Raw genomic sequence first — 16,150 nt, 5'->3', positions numbered from 1 at the left:
TCAGCTTATGCTGCCGGGTAAAGGCCAACAACCCAATTCATGAACAGCACCATTGATACAGTCGTCATCCTAGTTTTTTCCGCATTTGTGATGGGGATCGGGATGTTATTTGCGCGGACCGGACGGAATTTGAAATCTTTTTTTGCCGGAGGAGAGGCGGTTCCCTGGTTTATCGGGGGGCTGTCCTTATTTATGAGTTTCTTCTCTGCAGGAACATTCGTAGCCTGGGGTTCCATTGCCTACAAACATGGCTGGGTGGCCATCACCATTCAGTGGACCATGTGCATCGGCGCGTTGATCACGGCACTTTATTTGGCACCGCGCTGGAAAAGAACGGGCGCATTAACCGCCGCGGAATTCATTCGCGAGCGGCTGGGATTGCCTGTTCAGAAGACCTATATTTTCATTTTCACGCTCGTCTCCGTGTTTATAAAAGGCTCCGTTTTATATCCGGTCGCCAAGCTGGTAAGTGCTTCGCTGGATTTGCCATTAGTGCCTTGTACGATTGGTTTGGGCCTATTTATGATTGCTTATACGGCAGTCGGCGGACTTTGGGCGGTGATGGTGACGGACATTCTGCAATTTGTGGTGCTGTCCGCAGCGGTTTTCATTTTGCTTCCATTATCATTTGATAAAGTCGGTGGCTGGGAAGGTTTCAGCAAGGCTGTTCCTGATGATTTTTTTAACCTTTTAAACGGCGAGTACACCATTGGATTCGTCGCCGCATTTGTCATTTATCACATCTGCTACATCGGCGGAAACTGGACCATGGTGCAACGCTACACCAGCGTGGATAGCGAAAAATCCGCTAAGAAAGTAGCGTTTCTCTTTGCGGGATTGTATCTGATCAGTCCGATTATCTGGATGCTCCCACCGATGATTTACAAGGCGATTAATCCAACATTAACCGGTCTGGATACGGAAAATGCCTATCTGATGATCTGTAAATTGGTTTTGCCTCCGGGTTTGCTGGGGTTGATGCTAACCGGCATGTATTTCTCCACTTCCGCCAGTGCGAACACGGCTTTGAACGTCGTCTCGGCCGTTTTTACCAACGACATTTACAAAGGAATTGTGAATCCAAAAGCTTCTGACAAGCAGCTGATACGGGTTGCACGTGGCTCTTCCTGGTTTTTTGGGTTAGGAATGATTGGCATAGCATTGGTCGTCCCGGCGGCGGGCGGGATTGTGGAAGTGGTTTTGAGCATTTCTGCTATTTCAGGAGGCCCGTTACTGGCACCGCCGCTTTGGGCTTTATTTTCCAAAAGACTGAACAGCAAAGTCACATTATGGGTCACCGGCATCGGGCTTTCTGTTAATCTTTTCTTCAAAATCCTTGCTCCCATATTGCTGGATTTCAAACTGTCCAGAGGCATGGAAACGATCGTTGGCGTAGGACTTCCATTACTTCTTTTACTGGCCTACGAACTATGGGCAAGCTCCAAAGACATCATTGCAAAAGAATATTTGACCTACCTCGAAACAAAAGAACAAAAACGCATCGACGCATTGGAAATCAATGAAGAAGAAGTCATTGAAATCAAACGCCAGAACCGTTTCGGCCTGCAAGTAATCGCCGGCGCATTGCTCTTCACGGCAGTAATGCTCTTTATATTAAGTGTAATGACCACTTCCGGGACGATGATAACGGCAGTTGTGGCGACGGTTGTTTTGTTTTCGTCGGCGATCCCGTTTGTGGCTTCTAGGCGGGTTGCAATTGTCTAAAATAACATTATTTCTCTCTGATCCTTTTAAGCTTTTTTATGAAATATAAATTTCAAACATTATTTCTGATTATCGTTTGCTGGGCTTCGCATTGCGGTTTTGCGCAGTTTAAAATCCGTGAGCCGAATGCGATTCCGCTGCATGGTGAGTGGCTTTTTGCTTTGGACCCGGCTGAGATGGGCGTGAAAGGCAAATGGTTTATGGACAAAGTTGCGCAGAGCAACAGGCTGGATAAGGTGACGGTGCCGCATTGCTTTTCTTCGGACCCACGATTTGAACATTATACCGGAACGGCTTGGTATAGAAAGACTTTTGCTTGGAAACCAATCACAGGCAAGCGCGTTATCCTGCATTTTGATGCCGCTTATTACAAGACGCACGTTTGGCTTAATAATGAAAAAGTAGGCGAGCATGAGGGCGGCTATACACCTTTCAGTTTCGATGTGACGGATTTATTGAAAGATGGCGATAACCTGCTGGCCGTTTCGGTTAATAATGACACCTGGAAACCGGGCACGGTTCCGGGCGCGAAGGACAATGGCAACATTAATGATCCTTTTATGGGCTGGCTGAATTACGGCGGCCTGGTCCGGCCGGTTTATCTGACGATTGAGCCTGAGGTTTATGCTGAGAACCTAAAATTAGGTGCCCTACCCGATCTCGCGAAAGGAACAGCGACTTTGAAAACTAAAATCCGAATTCGCAATGCTTCCAAATCGGCTGTTTCTCCGAAAATCAGTTACAATGTTCTTTTCAACGGTAAGACGATCCCGGTTAACCTAAAAGGCAAATCTGAAAGCATTCCGGCCGGGCAAACCGGCTTGGTTAACGCAGAGGCCACATTGAATGCGGCACAAGTGAAGTTGTGGGATTTGGATGATCCGCAATTATATCAGCTTAAAGTCGCGGTTGGGGAAGATTCAATTGCTTCCAATTTCGGGATCAGGAAGGTGGAAGTGAAAAATGCGCAGCTGTTTTTGAACGGAAAATCTATTCGTGTCGGCGGTGGTAACCGGGTTGTTGATTATCCTGGATTGGGCTCCGTGGAACCGGATTGGCTCATTGAAAAAGACTTTAAATTAATGAAGGAAGCGGGCATGGAATTCCAAAGGCTTACGCATTACACGCCTTCCGAATATTTCTACGACCTGGCCGACAAATATGGCATGCTGATCGTTACCGAGGCTGGAAACTGGCAGCTTACGCCGAACCAGATGGATAATGATTCGATCCGAAAAAAATTCAGATCACAATTCACGGAGATGGCGGAAAGGGACTGGAACCACCCGAGTGTGATTGCATATAGTGTTGGAAATGAATATCAGTCTACAACGCCATCAGGGCAAAAGTGGACCAAAGACATGATCGAATTTGCCCGACAAACCGACCCGACCCGGCTTTATACATTTGCAACCATGCTTTTGAACACACTTCCCAAAAAACCGGAAGATGAGGCCAGCCAATATGTGGATTTTGTCTCAACAAATACATACGGAAACCACGCAAAAGCCCTCGATCACATTCATACTTTGTATCCCGACAAACCGATTCTCGTGAGCGAATGGGGCGTCCGTGCAGATGCGAAAGATGAGGCTTTTCAGGCACAACACATTACAGATCTGATGGTTGAGTTCCGCAAAAGGCCTTACGTCGTCGGCACTTCCTGGTGGACTTACAACGACTACCAAAGCCGACATCATGGCACCAATGCAAATGGTTATCGCCCCTGGGGAATCGTCGGCCCGGATCGTGCTTTCAGGAAGGCTTATGGCATTCACCAAAAAGAATATTCGCCGGTTACGGTCGAGAAAGTTGGTTTTAAAACCGGTGGACAGGGTCAGCACACACTTACATTGAAGATTACCGCACGTGGTGATTTCCCCGCGAGGTCTGTCAAAAAATACATTTTGAAAACCAACCATACGACCATCACATTGCCAGATCTGAATCCGGGCGAATCCAAAGAGATTGACATTCCTGTTCAGGGTTTTGATCAGCACTTGCACATCAACATCTCCAAACCGACCGGATTTACGGCTATTGAAGCTGACATCGAATTGAAATAATTATAAAATACTCGCTTCGGTTTTCGAAATACAGAGCGAATGTAATGACCTGACAAAATGATACGCGAAGAAGCATCTGAGAAAAGAATACCCAAAACCATTGCATCGGCGGCGGACCTGGTGATTGTAGGAGGAGGATTAACAGGAACATGCGCGGCGATTACAGCGGCAAGGGCCGGCGTGAAGGTGACATTGATTCAAGACAGGCCGGTTTTAGGCGGAAATTGTTCAAGTGAAGTGCGGCTCTGGATCCTGGGGGCGACATCGCACATGGGCAACAACAATCGCTGGGCCCGCGAAGGCGGCGTCATTGACGAGATCATGCTCGAAAACATTTACCGAAATCCCGACGGCAACCCGCTCATTTTCGACACAGTGTTGCTGGAAAAGGTGATTAATGAAGCGAACATTACATTGCTGCTGAACACCGCTGTTTATGATCTGGACAAAAATTCTGAATTAGAAACGATCACTGCAGTTCACGCATTTTGCAGCCAGAACAGCACGAAATACACGGTTACTGCTCCGCTGTTTTGCGATGCTTCCGGCGATGGAATCGTAGGCTTCTTATCCGGAGCTGCGTTCCGAATGGGCGCTGAGTCTTCTGAGGAATTTGGTGAAAAATTCGCTCCGGACAAGGCATATGGCGAGTTGCTGGGACATTCTATGTATTTCTATTCCAAAGACATAGGCAGGCCGGTTAAGTTTATTCCACCTTCCTATGCATTGCAGGACATTACCGAAATTCCACGCTATAAAACATTTAATCCAAAAGACTTTGGCTGCCGGTTATGGTGGCTGGAATATGGCGGAAGACTTGATACTGTACATGATACGGAGATAATCAAATGGGAATTGTGGAAGGTCGTTTACGGCGCGTGGAATTACATCAAAAATTCGGGAGAGTTTCCCGAATCTGAAAATATGACGTTGGAATGGGTCGGCACGATTCCGGGCAAGCGGGAAAGCCGGCGTTTTGAAGGTGATTATGTGTTAAAACAGCAGGATATTGTGGAGCAAACTGGATTTCCTGACACAGTTGGTTTCGGCGGTTGGAGCCTCGATCTGCACCCTGCGGACGGCGTTTACAGCGATCAATCAGGGTGCAATCAATGGCATAGCAAGGGCGTTTACAGCATTCCTTACCGTTGTTTTTATAGCAAAAACATTAATAATCTCTTCATCGCAGGCCGCATTATCAGTGCTACGCACGTTGCATTCGCGTCCACTCGTGTGATGGCCACAAGTGCAATGGGCGGACAAGCTGTGGCTATTGCGGCGGCTATTGCAAAAAAATATAGCTGTTCTCCCCGAGAAGTTGGTGAGCAGCATTTAGCGGAATTACAATTGGAATTATGGCGCGCAGGCCAGTATTTGCCACAAACGGAAATTGTTGATGGAGAAAATCTTGTTGAAAGTGCTGTCGAAATAACCGCTTCTTCAAGCTTAAAGTTAAAAGGACTTCCCGGCTCTGACCATTGGGCAGTTATTGAGCATTCAGTCGCGCAAATGTTGCCGGTTCATGGCAAAATGCCCTCGGTAACGGTGTGGGTGGAAGCATTAGCGGATACGGAATTAGTGGTTGAACTTCGGAAAAGCAGCAAAGCATTTAACCACACGCCGGATGTTACGCTGGATACAAAATCTTTTAATTTAAAAACAGGAAAGCATGAAATCAAGTTGGATTGGTCGGCTATTTTTGATGAAGCGGGTTATGCATTTGTCTCATTTATCAAAAACTCAAACATTAAAATTCAATACAGTGATAAGCGTGTAACAGGCTTGTTAACCGTCTTTAATGCAACAAATCCAGCCGTTTCCAATTATGGAAAACAAGAGCCAACGGAAGATCTGGGCGTGGACACATTTGAATTCTGGTGCCCGCAGCGCCGGCCGGAAGGGCGCAACCTGGCATTTCGTTTAAGCGAACCCATTGCGCTTTTTGGAATTGAGAATTTAAAAAATCATCATAATCGCCCCATCGCCAGTCCGAACGCCTGGGTGGCCGACTTTAATGATGCCGAACCGGTGGTAAACATCCACTGGAAAGAACCGGTAAAGATGAGCAAGATCGATATCTGCTTTGACACAGATTTTGACCATCCGATGGAAAACGTCATTTATGTGCACCCGGAAACGGTTATGCCATTTTGCGCCACCAATATTGAAATTTGTAATGACACAGACGAAGTCATTGGAAAAATCAGCGATAACCACCTCTCCCGCAGGACCATTTCCTTCGAACAGCCTGTTCAGACGCAGTCTTTGAAAATAAAAGTGACCAATCCAAATCCGCATACGCCCGCATCTTTATTTCAGATCCGCTGCTATTGATCTCCGGCGGGAGATTTTTGTTCTTTGAAAACTAACAATTTGATCTTAAATTTGGCACCCGAAATAGCAAACATTTGTTTGCTATTTTATTGCTCGTTTACTCTATCATAATAGTATACTACATAGACTTTGAAGGAAGCGGCGGATTTTACACCCTCATCGGACACAAACTGGGAATCTCTTGATGTTGCCTACATCGCAAGCGGTGATCCTGAGGAGGATCGGCGCCTGGCGGCACTCGCCCGTGCAAAGGGCCAGGTGGTTTTCCTGCGTGATATTCCCGAAGAATCCGATGTTCGTTTCAACAACTCCACTGCACTGCCTGAACAGACAAATGCATCTTTCGCCCCAACTAAAAATAACACAAAAACACCGCTGACCTGGGAAACCATCCAGCAAAAGATCTGGGCGGCAACGATCCGCAAAAGGACCCGGACCGAAGTGGCAGTCAATATATTTTCAGCGATTGCCTTGATGATCGTTGGTCATTTGTTATTCACTTTCTTCACTTACGCTCGGCTTACGGTTCTCTGGAATGAACTTGAATTAAGTGAAGGTTTCTTTTATTATGTGCTCGGCGGCTTTGTGGCGCAAATGATTGATGGTGCATTGGGAATGGCTTATGGCGTTACGGCTGCAACTTTTCTGCTGACATTAGGCGTTCCGCCATCCGCTGTAAGCGCGAGTGTGCATACTTCCGAAATATTTACCAGCGGGGTTTCAGGTTATATGCACTTGAAATTCGGTAATGTAAATAGTAAGCTTTTCAAAAAAATCCTGTTTCCAGGTGTTTTAGGCGCAATTACAGGTGCTTATCTCCTATCCTCTTTTGAAAAATACATTTACATTATTAAGCCTTTGGTGGCAGTTTATACGTTAATTCTGGGAATTCTTATCATCCAGAAAGCGTTAAAGAAACGAGTTGAAAAAAGGCCGATGACGAAGATTGGCTGGCTGGCTATGGCAGGCGGAACGCTCGATTCGATCGGTGGCGGCGGTTGGGGACCTATCGTAACATCCACGTTGATCGCCCGTGGACGCCACCCGAAATACACCATTGGATCGGTCAACCTGGCAGAGTTCTTTGTTTCACTCGCAAGTTCAGTTACCTTCATCAGCATCATCGGATTTTCGCACTGGCAGGTCGTTTTGGGACTTATCCTTGGTGGTATGGTCGCCGCTCCGATCGCCGCAAATTTATCCAGAAGATTACCAATTAAGACCATGATGATCATGGTGGGAACCGTCATCATTATCGTGAGTATCAGGATCATTTATATGGTTGTGAGCGATTTATAAGAGACATTATCTAAGTCAGCGCACTTAGTTTTTATATTAAACAAAAAGGCTGAAAGCAACCAGCCAATGAATTCGAATCATGAAAAAACAGACCAAAGCGATACGCACGCAAACGCCAAAAACCAAGTATCGCGAGCATTCAACACCATTATTCCTGACCAGCAGCTTCACATTCGAAAGCGCAGAACAAGGAAAAGCACTTTTTGAGGAAACCGAAGAAGGCAACATTTACAGCCGTTTTTCCAACCCTACCGTGCAGGAATTCGTTGATAAGGTTTGTCTTTTGGAAGATAGTGAAGATGGCGTTGCGACTGCAACGGGTATGGCGGCAGTTTTCGCAAGTATGGCTGCATTGCTGAAAACCGGCGATCACATTATCGCTAGCCGCGCATTGTTTGGCTCTGCACATCAGGTGATTACGCAGATTTTGAGCAAATGGGGCATCACTTACACTTACCTGGACGCGGACGCGAGCGAAGCAGACTGGGAAGCAGCGGTTCAGCCGAATTCAAAAATGGTTTATTTGGAAACACCTTCAAATCCAGGTCTTGATCTTGTAGACCTAGCAATGGTCGGAAGACTTTGCAAAAAACACAATTTGATTTTCAATGTTGATAACTGCTTTGCATCACCCGCATTGCAGAATCCAGCAGAATACGGTGCTGATCTGATCGTGCATTCTGCTACAAAATATATGGACGGACAGGGCCGCGTTTTGGGCGGTGTTGTTGTTGGTAAAAAAGAATATATCAAGGAGTTACGATTCTTCTGTCGCCAGACCGGACCATCCATGTCGCCATTTAATGCCTGGGTTTTGACTAAGAGTCTTGAAACGCTTGGGCTAAGAATGGACAGACATTGTTCGAATGCATTGGCGCTTGCAGAGGCTTTGGAAAAACATCCGGATGTAAAATCAGTAAGATATCCATTCCTGGAATCGCATCCGCAGCACGAACTGGCCAAACAGCAAATGTCAGCCGGCGGCGCGATTGTTACCATTGATTTGGAAGGTGGGTTTGAAAGGGTTTCAGCATTTATGGATGCACTCGAAATCGCTTCATTGTCATCAAACCTGGGCGATACAAGAACGATCGTAACCAACCCAAATACAACCACACATGCCAAACTGAAACCAGAAGAGAAAAAAGCATTAGGCATCACTGAAGGCCTCATCCGCATTTCAGTCGGCCTGGAAGACATCGAAGATTTAATCGAAGACTTCACCAATGCCGTAGAGGTGTCGGTGAAAAGTGATATATTAGATTGATAAACACTTAAACATATTCATATCATGCACACATTAACGATTGAGATTCCGGAGCAGTTTGAGAAGAAATCGGTTCTGCTTTCTATTGCAGTTCAACTGTATCAGAAAGGAGCACTTACAGCTAAGCAAGCAGGAGATTTAGCAGAAATTTCGATGAACGAATTGGTATACCATTCTTTGTCCGATAACGACCCTACAAAGGCGCTCATTAAACCGGAGAAGGCTTATGCTTCAACCGAGGAATGGATTGAAAATTTAAAAAAAGAACAAAATTATAAGGGTTTTGATAAGGAGAGAATGAGGAAGCTTGCTGATGAAATGGACATTCAGGAACCATTGGAGCTTTTACTTTCTCAACTTACTAAATGAGATATTTCCTTGACACCAATATACTGCTTGCCTATTTAAGAAAACACCAGTTGATAAACACTTTACAAACATACTTTGAAGACGAAGGAGGGCCGAGTCAAATGTTTACTTCGGCAGTTTGTATTGAAGAGTTGAGATCCATTGGGATTCGAAATAATTGGGGCAAGCAAAAGATGGCAGCACTAAATTCCCTTAAAGATTCGGTGCTAATCACAACAGAACTAAATGAACCAATTATCGAGCGTTATGCTGAGATAGACGCATTTAGTCAAGGCAGATTGCAGGAAAAACAGCTAAAAGGCTCCGCCAGAAACATGGGTAAAAATGACTTGTGGATTGCGGCGACGGCGAGTGTTTTAAATGCAACATTAATAACAACGGACAAGGACTTTGATCATTTGAATAGTGAATTTTTGAAAGTCGCCCGTTTTGAATTGATATAATATTCACCATGAACGAAACAATAATATCTTCTTTAAACGCTGCCATTGAAGGCAAGAGTGAGACGGAATCGCTGGCGATTCTGGCGGATCTTTTTCCTGGGGAGGTGGTGTTTTCTACTAGCTTGGGCTATGAGGATCAGGTTATTACAGACTTTATTTTAAAGAATAATCTGAATGTTACGATTTTTACCCTGGATACAGGACGGCTTTTCAGCGAGACTTATATGACGCTGCAAAAGACCAATAATCGTTACGATACGAAAATCAAGGTTTACTATCCGCAGACGGATTCTGTGGAAACTTTAGTCAGCACAAAAGGACCTTTGAGCTTTTACGATTCTGTGGAAAACAGGAAGGAATGCTGCTTTATCCGTAAAGTGGAGCCGTTGAACCGGGCTTTGAAAGGTGCTAAGATCTGGGTTACGGGGATTAGGGCAGAGCAGTCGGGGAACCGTCATGATATGCCGCAGCTGGAATGGGACGTGGCGCATCAGCTGGTGAAGTTTCATCCGATTTTGCATTGGTCGTTTGAGGACGTGAAGACTTTTGTGAAGTCCAATGGTCTTCCTTATAACCCATTGCATGACAAAGGCTTCGTAAGCATTGGCTGCGCGCCTTGCACCCGGGCGATTCAGGAAGGCGAAGATTTCCGCGCCGGTCGTTGGTGGTGGGAAGATGAATCGAAGAAGGAATGTGGCTTGCATGCGAAGTAAGCGGTTTGTCTTTATGCTGCTAGCTTAGGTTTTCGGCATTTGATAAAAAATAATTTGAAGGCCGAATGCTTATAGCGGAAGGCAAATGAATCTCGTAAGAAAATTAAATTCAATATGTCAATTTCAGTTAAAGAAGTGTCGGATATCAGCGATCAGGAAGCGAGACGCAGTTCTCCCGATTATCTGGACCAGTTAGAGGCCGAGGCGATTTACATTATGCGTGAGGTCGCTGGCCAGTTCGAGCGCCCTGCATTGTTGTTTTCAGGTGGAAAAGATTCTATCACATTGGTTAGACTGGCTCAAAAAGCCTTTGCACCCGGAAAAATTCCTTTTCCGCTTGTGCATGTTGATACCGGACATAATTTTATTGAAGCAATAAATTACCGCGACGAACTGGCTGAACAAATCGGCGCAAAACTGGTCGTTCGTTATGTGGAAGATACGATTAAGGCAAAAGGTTTGAAAGAACAAACAGGAAAGAATGCGAGCCGTAACTGGCTGCAAACCTTCACTTTGCTGGATACAATTGAAGAATTTGAATTTGACGCCTGCATCGGCGGTGCGCGTCGTGATGAAGAAAAAGCGCGTGCGAAAGAGCGTATTTTCTCATTCCGTGATGAATTCGGTCAGTGGGACCCAAAACGCCAGCGTCCTGAACTTTGGAACTTGTTTAACGGCAGAATCCATAAAGGCGAAAACGTGCGTGTGTTCCCGATTTCAAACTGGACTGAATTAGACGTTTGGGCTTATTTGAAAAGAGAAAACATCACATTACCATCCATTTATTTCGCTCACGAGCGTGAATTGATTTTGAGAGATGGGAAATTGCTGAACAACACTCCGGTTATCGAACCCGACGAGCACGATCAGATCGTAAAACGCCAGGTTCGTTTTAGAACGGTTGGCGATATGACTTGTACAGCGGCTGTGGAATCGAGTGCGGCTACATTGGACGAGGTTATTGCTGAGATTACTGTTTCCAGGATTAGTGAGAGAGGTGAGACGCGGATTGATGACCAACAGACGGAAGCGGCGATGGAGGATAGGAAAAAGGGGGGGTACTTCTGAGATGACTTGGTGGACGCCCTTCGGCCGCCCGGCGGCCCGGTCCGCTCAGGGTGACAAGTCAGACATTCACTCATTCTCTCATTCATCATTCAAAATTAAATAAAGTGGATTTACTAAGATTTATAACAGCAGGTTCCGTAGACGATGGCAAGAGCACATTGATCGGACGCTTGCTTTACGATACAAAAAATATATTGGCGGATCAGATGGAGGCCATTGAGCGTGCTAGCAAAAGCCGTAATGTGGGGGAAATTGATCTGGCGTTGCTTACGGATGGCCTTCGTTCGGAGCGTGAGCAGGGCATTACCATTGATGTGGCCTACAAATATTTCCAAACGCCTAACCGCAAGTTTATCAGCATTGATGCTCCTGGACACATTCAGTATACCAGAAATATGGTTACGGGTGCTTCTAATGCGGATTTGGCGATTATTCTCGTGGATGCGCGCCATGGTGTTGTCGAACAAACCCGCAGGCATTCATTAATCGCTTCCATGCTGGGGATTCCGCATGTAATTGTGGCGATTAATAAGATGGATCTGGTTGGAAATTCGGAAGATGCGTTTCTTGAAATTGCGAAAGCATATCAGGAATTGGCTTCTAAATTGAATATCAAAGATTTGACATTGATTCCGGTTAGCGCATTGAATGGCGATAACATTGTGGACAGATCGGTGAATATGCCTTGGTATACGGGTGAAACATTGCTTTCTGTTTTGGAAACTGTAAATGTTTTGAAAGATCAGAATCAGGAAGACGGCCGTTTTTCGGTTCAATATGTGATCCGCCCTCAGACGGAGGAATTGCATGATTACCGCGGATATGCCGGACGTGTGCAGAGCGGGACATTCAAAAAAGGTGATTTGGTAAAGGTTTTGCCTTCTGGAACGGAATCTAAAATCGCGAAGATTGAATTTGGCGGAAACGAAATCGAGGAGGCGTCTGTTTTAGAATCAGTTACAATTTTGCTTGAAGACGATGTGGACATTAGTCGCGGCGACACCATTGTTTCTATCAATAATTCACCAATTGTGAGCCAGGATATCGAGGCGCTGGTTTGTTGGATGGATGATAAGAAAACTTTGAAAGCAGGAAATAAATATGTATTGCAGCACGGAACAGCCCGTTCAAGATGTTCTATCCGTGATATTGAATACCAAATTGACATTAATTCATACGAAAAGCTGGACGAAGTGGAAAGCCTGAAACTGAATGATGTTGCCAGAATTGTACTCAGAACAGCCCAGCCAATCGCCTACGATCCTTATCAGCAAAACCGCGCGAATGGCGCAGCGATCCTGATCGACGAAACGTCAAATGTGACCGTAGGAGCTTGCATGATCGAATAAAAGAAATTATCACCATGAGCGAAATATTGATTTCTGATAAAGTATCCGCCGTTGCGAAGCGCGATATCATTGATTTGAACCAAAAAATCAATGCATTTAACACGGGCGAAACACCCGAGGAAGCATTCCGTAAGTTCAGGCTTACCCGCGGAGTCTATGGCCAGCGCCAGCCAGGCGTTCAAATGATCCGCATCAAGCTGCCTTACGGTCGCATTACGGCGGACCAGCTTGTCAGGATCGCGGATACTTCCGACAAATTCGCAACGGGTAACCTGCACGCGACCACGCGCCAGGACATTCAATTGCACTTTGTAAAGCTTTCCGATTCACCGCAGCTTTGGGCTGACCTGGAAGATGCAGGCATTACATTAAAAGAAGCCTGCGGTAACACCATTCGTAACGTAACGGCTTCTTCCATTGCTGGAATTGACCCGGACGAACCATTTGATGTAACGCCGATTACGCATTCCATATTCAGCTATTTCCTCCGCAACCCGATCAATCAGGATATGGGACGGAAGTTTAAAATCGCGGTTTCTTCTTCTGAAAAAGATTCGGCTTTGGCATTCATCCACGACGTGGGTCTGATTGCCAAAATGGGCGTGAATGAAGCTGGTGAAACGGTTAAAGGTTTTAAAGTGCTGATTGGTGGAGGATTGGGCGCGCAGCCTTTTTCGGCTCAAACTGCATTTGAATTCCTTGAAGAGGATAAAGTTATTCCTTTCATTGAAGCATTGCTTCGCGTTTTTGACCGTTACGGAGAGCGCGTTCGTCGCCATAAGGCGCGTATGAAGTTTCTTTTGGCCGATATTGGTCTTGAAGAAATGATGGCAAGAGTGGAAGAACAACGTGTTGCAGTTAAAAACAAAGTTTTCACAATTCCTGAGGACCTGTTTGGAACGAAGGAAATTGAATCTGTCAGCTACGCAGCTCGTCCTGCTTTGACAGAAGCTGAAATCCTGAACATTGCTTCACAAAGCATTGCAGCAGATAAGCTGGATATTTTCACAAAATGGCTGAGAACCAACACATTTGAACAAAAACAAAAAGGCTGGTATGCAGTTCAGTTGCGTGTTCTTTTAGGAGATATGCACTCGGACACGGCTCGCCAGCTTGCTGATGTGGTTCGCCAATATGCTGCGGATGATATTCGTGTAACTGTGAATCAAGGTTACGTGCTTCGTTTTGTGAAAGGTGAAGACTTGGTTGCGATTTATCACGAATTGGCAAAATTGGGCCTTGCAGCCCCTGGTTTTGACAGCACGATGGACATTACAACTTGCCCGGGAACAGACACTTGTAACTTGGCCATTTCAAGCAGCTATGGAATCACACGCGTGCTTGAAGATGTGATGCGCGATGAATTCCCTGAAATGATTTACAATCAAGACATTAAGATCAAAATAAGTGGATGTATGAATGGCTGCGGCCAGCATAATGCGTCCAACATTGGTTTCCACGGAAGCTCTATCAAAAACGGCAAGCTGGTTTTGCCTGCATTGCAGGTTTTACTAGGCGGTGGTTTTACAGGCGACGGTGTTGGTTTGATTGGTGATAAAGTGATCAAAGTTCCGACCAAACGCGGTCCTGAGGCTCTACGCACAATTTTTAATGATTTTGAAGCCAATGCATATGATGGCGAATATTTTAACCAATATTATCAGCGTCAGACTAAAAATTACTTCTTCCAATTGCTGAAACCGATTGCAGACTTAACCACTTTGCAAGACGACGATTACCGCGATTGGGACCACGACGAGTTGTTCAAAACCGAGATCGGGGTTGGAGAATGTGCGAGTGTGCTCGTTGACCTTGTGGCTACGACCATCACAGAAGGACAGGAAAAATTGAATCTTGCCAAAGAAAACTACGAATCGGGTGTTTGGGCGGATGCGATTTATCATGCTTATAATGTATTGATTACGGGCGCAAAAGGTTTGTTAATGACCAAAGACGTGACATTGAACACGCAGTATGGCATCGTAAATGACTTTGAAGCGAACTTCGGTCAGGAGTTTAAATATGAAACACCTGCTGAATTCACGCGCGAAGACAAGTCAGAAGCGCCTTTCCGTTCACTGGCGTTCAGCATCAATCATTTCGAGCCGACGCAGGAATTCGCAACTTACTTCCTGAACACCGCCGAGCAGTTTTTGAATTTTGTCCGCAATACACGTGAATCACAATTGGTGGAAACCGGCGAGCCGGCTTTGCAAGAATTGTCATTCGGAAAAGATAGTTAAAATGGCTTTTCAGCCGTCATTTGTTGGCTTTTGAATTCATATTTGATCGCTAACAAATGACTGCCGAAGTCATAAAAGATATGAAACTTACACTCATCGGTGCCGGGCCGGGCGATCCTGACCTGATCACCTTGAAAGGAGTTAAAGCGTTGCAATCCGCAAAAGTCGTCCTTTACGACTCCCTCGCCCACTCTTCACTTCTTGATTATTGCCCCGAAAATTGCGTCAAAATTCTTGTTGGCAAGCGCTTTGGTAAAACCAGCTGCGCGCAAGATGACATTAACGCATTAATCGTCGAAAACGCACGCATTTATGGCGAAGTTGTTCGCTTGAAAGGCGGCGATTCTTTTATTTTCGGCAGGGGTTATGAAGAGATTCTTTATGCTGCACAACATGGCATTGAATCGGAGATTATCCCTGGCATATCAAGCAGCCATGCAGCTCCTGCATTAGCTGGCATTCCCTTGACTTCAAGAGGTTTAAGTGAGAGTTTTTGGGTCATTACAGGCACGACAAAGAATCATGCGCTTTCCAATGATCTGCTTTTAGCAGCGCAATCAACAGCGACAGTTGTAATCTTAATGGGCTTGCATAAGTTGCAGGAAATTGTTGACATTTACGCGGCACTGGACAAACTCGACGAATCCATTTCCATCATTCAGAACGGAACATTGGAAAATCAGAAAGTGGTTACTGGAAAGATCAGTAACATTGCTGCATTGGCCCAGGTGAGCGAAATTGCTTCTCCGGCGATTATCGTAATTGGCAAAGTTGCCGCGTTACCGGATCTGAATTACGAGCAAATTGAAACATTGATCCAACAGGGAAGATCTGTTGCGAGTGAAGTAAATTAGAGCAGGCTCAGCATCCAGTGGAAGTCGATTACCCGACCTTTTTCCCGAAATTCCAGGAAATAGATAATTCCCGCCAATACAACGTAGCTGACAAAGAGCCACTTCTTCTTCATTTCGTATTGATCATGGTAATGAAAGTAATCGTACACCATGGAAGCAGTAAATCCAAAAATCATCAATACAAACGACAATAAGCCACAATCCTGGCGGTAATGCTTGAACGTATGCAATGCAGGCGCACCCAGAACGAGATACATCAGCCACATGCCAAAGCCCATTCTGTATAAATACATGCTCAGGCGCCGATCGTTCTTGATGTCAAATATTCCTTCCAAGATGTCGTTATTTAGCAGATTGAAACAGTGAATTTAAGAAATTACACTTACAAAAAACAGAATTTCGTATAGATATAATATATAC

Annotated in this window: 13 protein-coding genes; 12 read left to right on the top strand and 1 reads right to left on the bottom strand. The window is 45.4% G+C overall.

The genetic code is table 11. The annotated features are described in order from the left end of the window. Positions 1–39: 39 nt before the first annotated feature. The 12 genes from L0659_RS03210 to cobA all read left to right on the top strand — a co-directional run bounded on the left by L0659_RS03210 (position 40) and on the right by cobA (position 15,730). Complete coding sequence (locus tag L0659_RS03210; RefSeq protein WP_235124175.1) at positions 40–1,725, top strand: sodium:solute symporter family protein; 1,686 nt, start codon at positions 40–42, stop codon at positions 1,723–1,725. Positions 1,726–1,763: 38 nt separating this feature from the next. After that, positions 1,764–3,791 carry a glycoside hydrolase family 2 protein gene (locus L0659_RS03205; RefSeq protein WP_235124174.1) on the top strand — a complete coding sequence of 676 codons (2,028 nt, stop codon included), beginning with the start codon at positions 1,764–1,766 and terminating at the stop codon, positions 3,789–3,791. A gap of 57 nt (positions 3,792–3,848) precedes the next feature. After that, on the top strand, positions 3,849–6,125 hold the full coding sequence (locus tag L0659_RS03200; RefSeq protein WP_235124173.1) for an FAD-dependent oxidoreductase: 2,277 nt from the start codon (positions 3,849–3,851) through the stop codon (positions 6,123–6,125). Positions 6,126–6,254: 129 nt separating this feature from the next. After that, positions 6,255–7,424 (top strand): TSUP family transporter, encoded by a 1,170-nt coding sequence (locus tag L0659_RS03195; RefSeq protein ID WP_235124172.1) that lies wholly within the window; start codon positions 6,255–6,257, stop codon positions 7,422–7,424. A gap of 79 nt (positions 7,425–7,503) precedes the next feature. Next, positions 7,504–8,691, top strand: coding sequence for a PLP-dependent aspartate aminotransferase family protein (locus L0659_RS03190; RefSeq protein ID WP_235124171.1), 1,188 nt, complete (start codon positions 7,504–7,506; stop codon positions 8,689–8,691). 24 nt (positions 8,692–8,715) lie between these two features. Beyond that, a complete protein-coding gene (locus L0659_RS03185; RefSeq protein ID WP_235124170.1) occupies positions 8,716–9,060 on the top strand; it encodes a hypothetical protein in 345 nt (114 codons plus the stop codon). Further along, positions 9,057–9,503 carry a type II toxin-antitoxin system VapC family toxin gene (locus tag L0659_RS03180; RefSeq protein ID WP_235124169.1) on the top strand — a complete coding sequence of 149 codons (447 nt, stop codon included), beginning with the start codon at positions 9,057–9,059 and terminating at the stop codon, positions 9,501–9,503. Before L0659_RS03185 ends, L0659_RS03180 begins: the two co-directional genes overlap by 4 nt. A gap of 8 nt (positions 9,504–9,511) precedes the next feature. Next, positions 9,512–10,216 carry a phosphoadenylyl-sulfate reductase gene (locus tag L0659_RS03175; RefSeq protein ID WP_235124168.1) on the top strand — a complete coding sequence of 235 codons (705 nt, stop codon included), beginning with the start codon at positions 9,512–9,514 and terminating at the stop codon, positions 10,214–10,216. A gap of 114 nt (positions 10,217–10,330) precedes the next feature. Continuing rightward, entirely contained in the window at positions 10,331–11,284 is a 954-nt protein-coding gene (gene cysD, locus L0659_RS03170; protein WP_235124167.1) for a sulfate adenylyltransferase subunit CysD, read from the top strand. 104 nt (positions 11,285–11,388) lie between these two features. Continuing rightward, positions 11,389–12,633 carry a sulfate adenylyltransferase subunit 1 gene (locus tag L0659_RS03165; RefSeq protein ID WP_235124166.1) on the top strand — a complete coding sequence of 415 codons (1,245 nt, stop codon included), beginning with the start codon at positions 11,389–11,391 and terminating at the stop codon, positions 12,631–12,633. 14 nt (positions 12,634–12,647) lie between these two features. Beyond that, positions 12,648–14,876: a HEPN domain-containing protein gene (locus L0659_RS03160; RefSeq protein WP_235124165.1), complete on the top strand. Its 2,229-nt coding sequence runs from the start codon at positions 12,648–12,650 to the stop codon at positions 14,874–14,876. 80 nt (positions 14,877–14,956) lie between these two features. Further along, positions 14,957–15,730, top strand: coding sequence for a uroporphyrinogen-III C-methyltransferase (gene cobA / locus L0659_RS03155; RefSeq protein ID WP_235124164.1), 774 nt, complete (start codon positions 14,957–14,959; stop codon positions 15,728–15,730). On the opposite strand, the gene L0659_RS03150 is transcribed toward cobA, so the two are convergent. After that, positions 15,727–16,068, bottom strand: a complete 342-nt coding sequence (locus L0659_RS03150) for a hypothetical protein (protein ID WP_235125236.1) — start codon at positions 16,066–16,068, stop codon at positions 15,727–15,729. The genes cobA and L0659_RS03150 overlap by 4 nt on opposite strands. Positions 16,069–16,150 lie beyond the last annotated feature (82 nt).

The sequence above is a fragment of the Dyadobacter sp. CY347 genome, assembly GCF_021502655.1.
Classification (GTDB): Bacteria; Bacteroidota; Bacteroidia; order Cytophagales; family Spirosomataceae; genus Dyadobacter.
The sequence above is the reverse complement of the archived record's forward strand: the minus strand, read 5'-3'. Positions and strand labels throughout refer to the sequence as shown.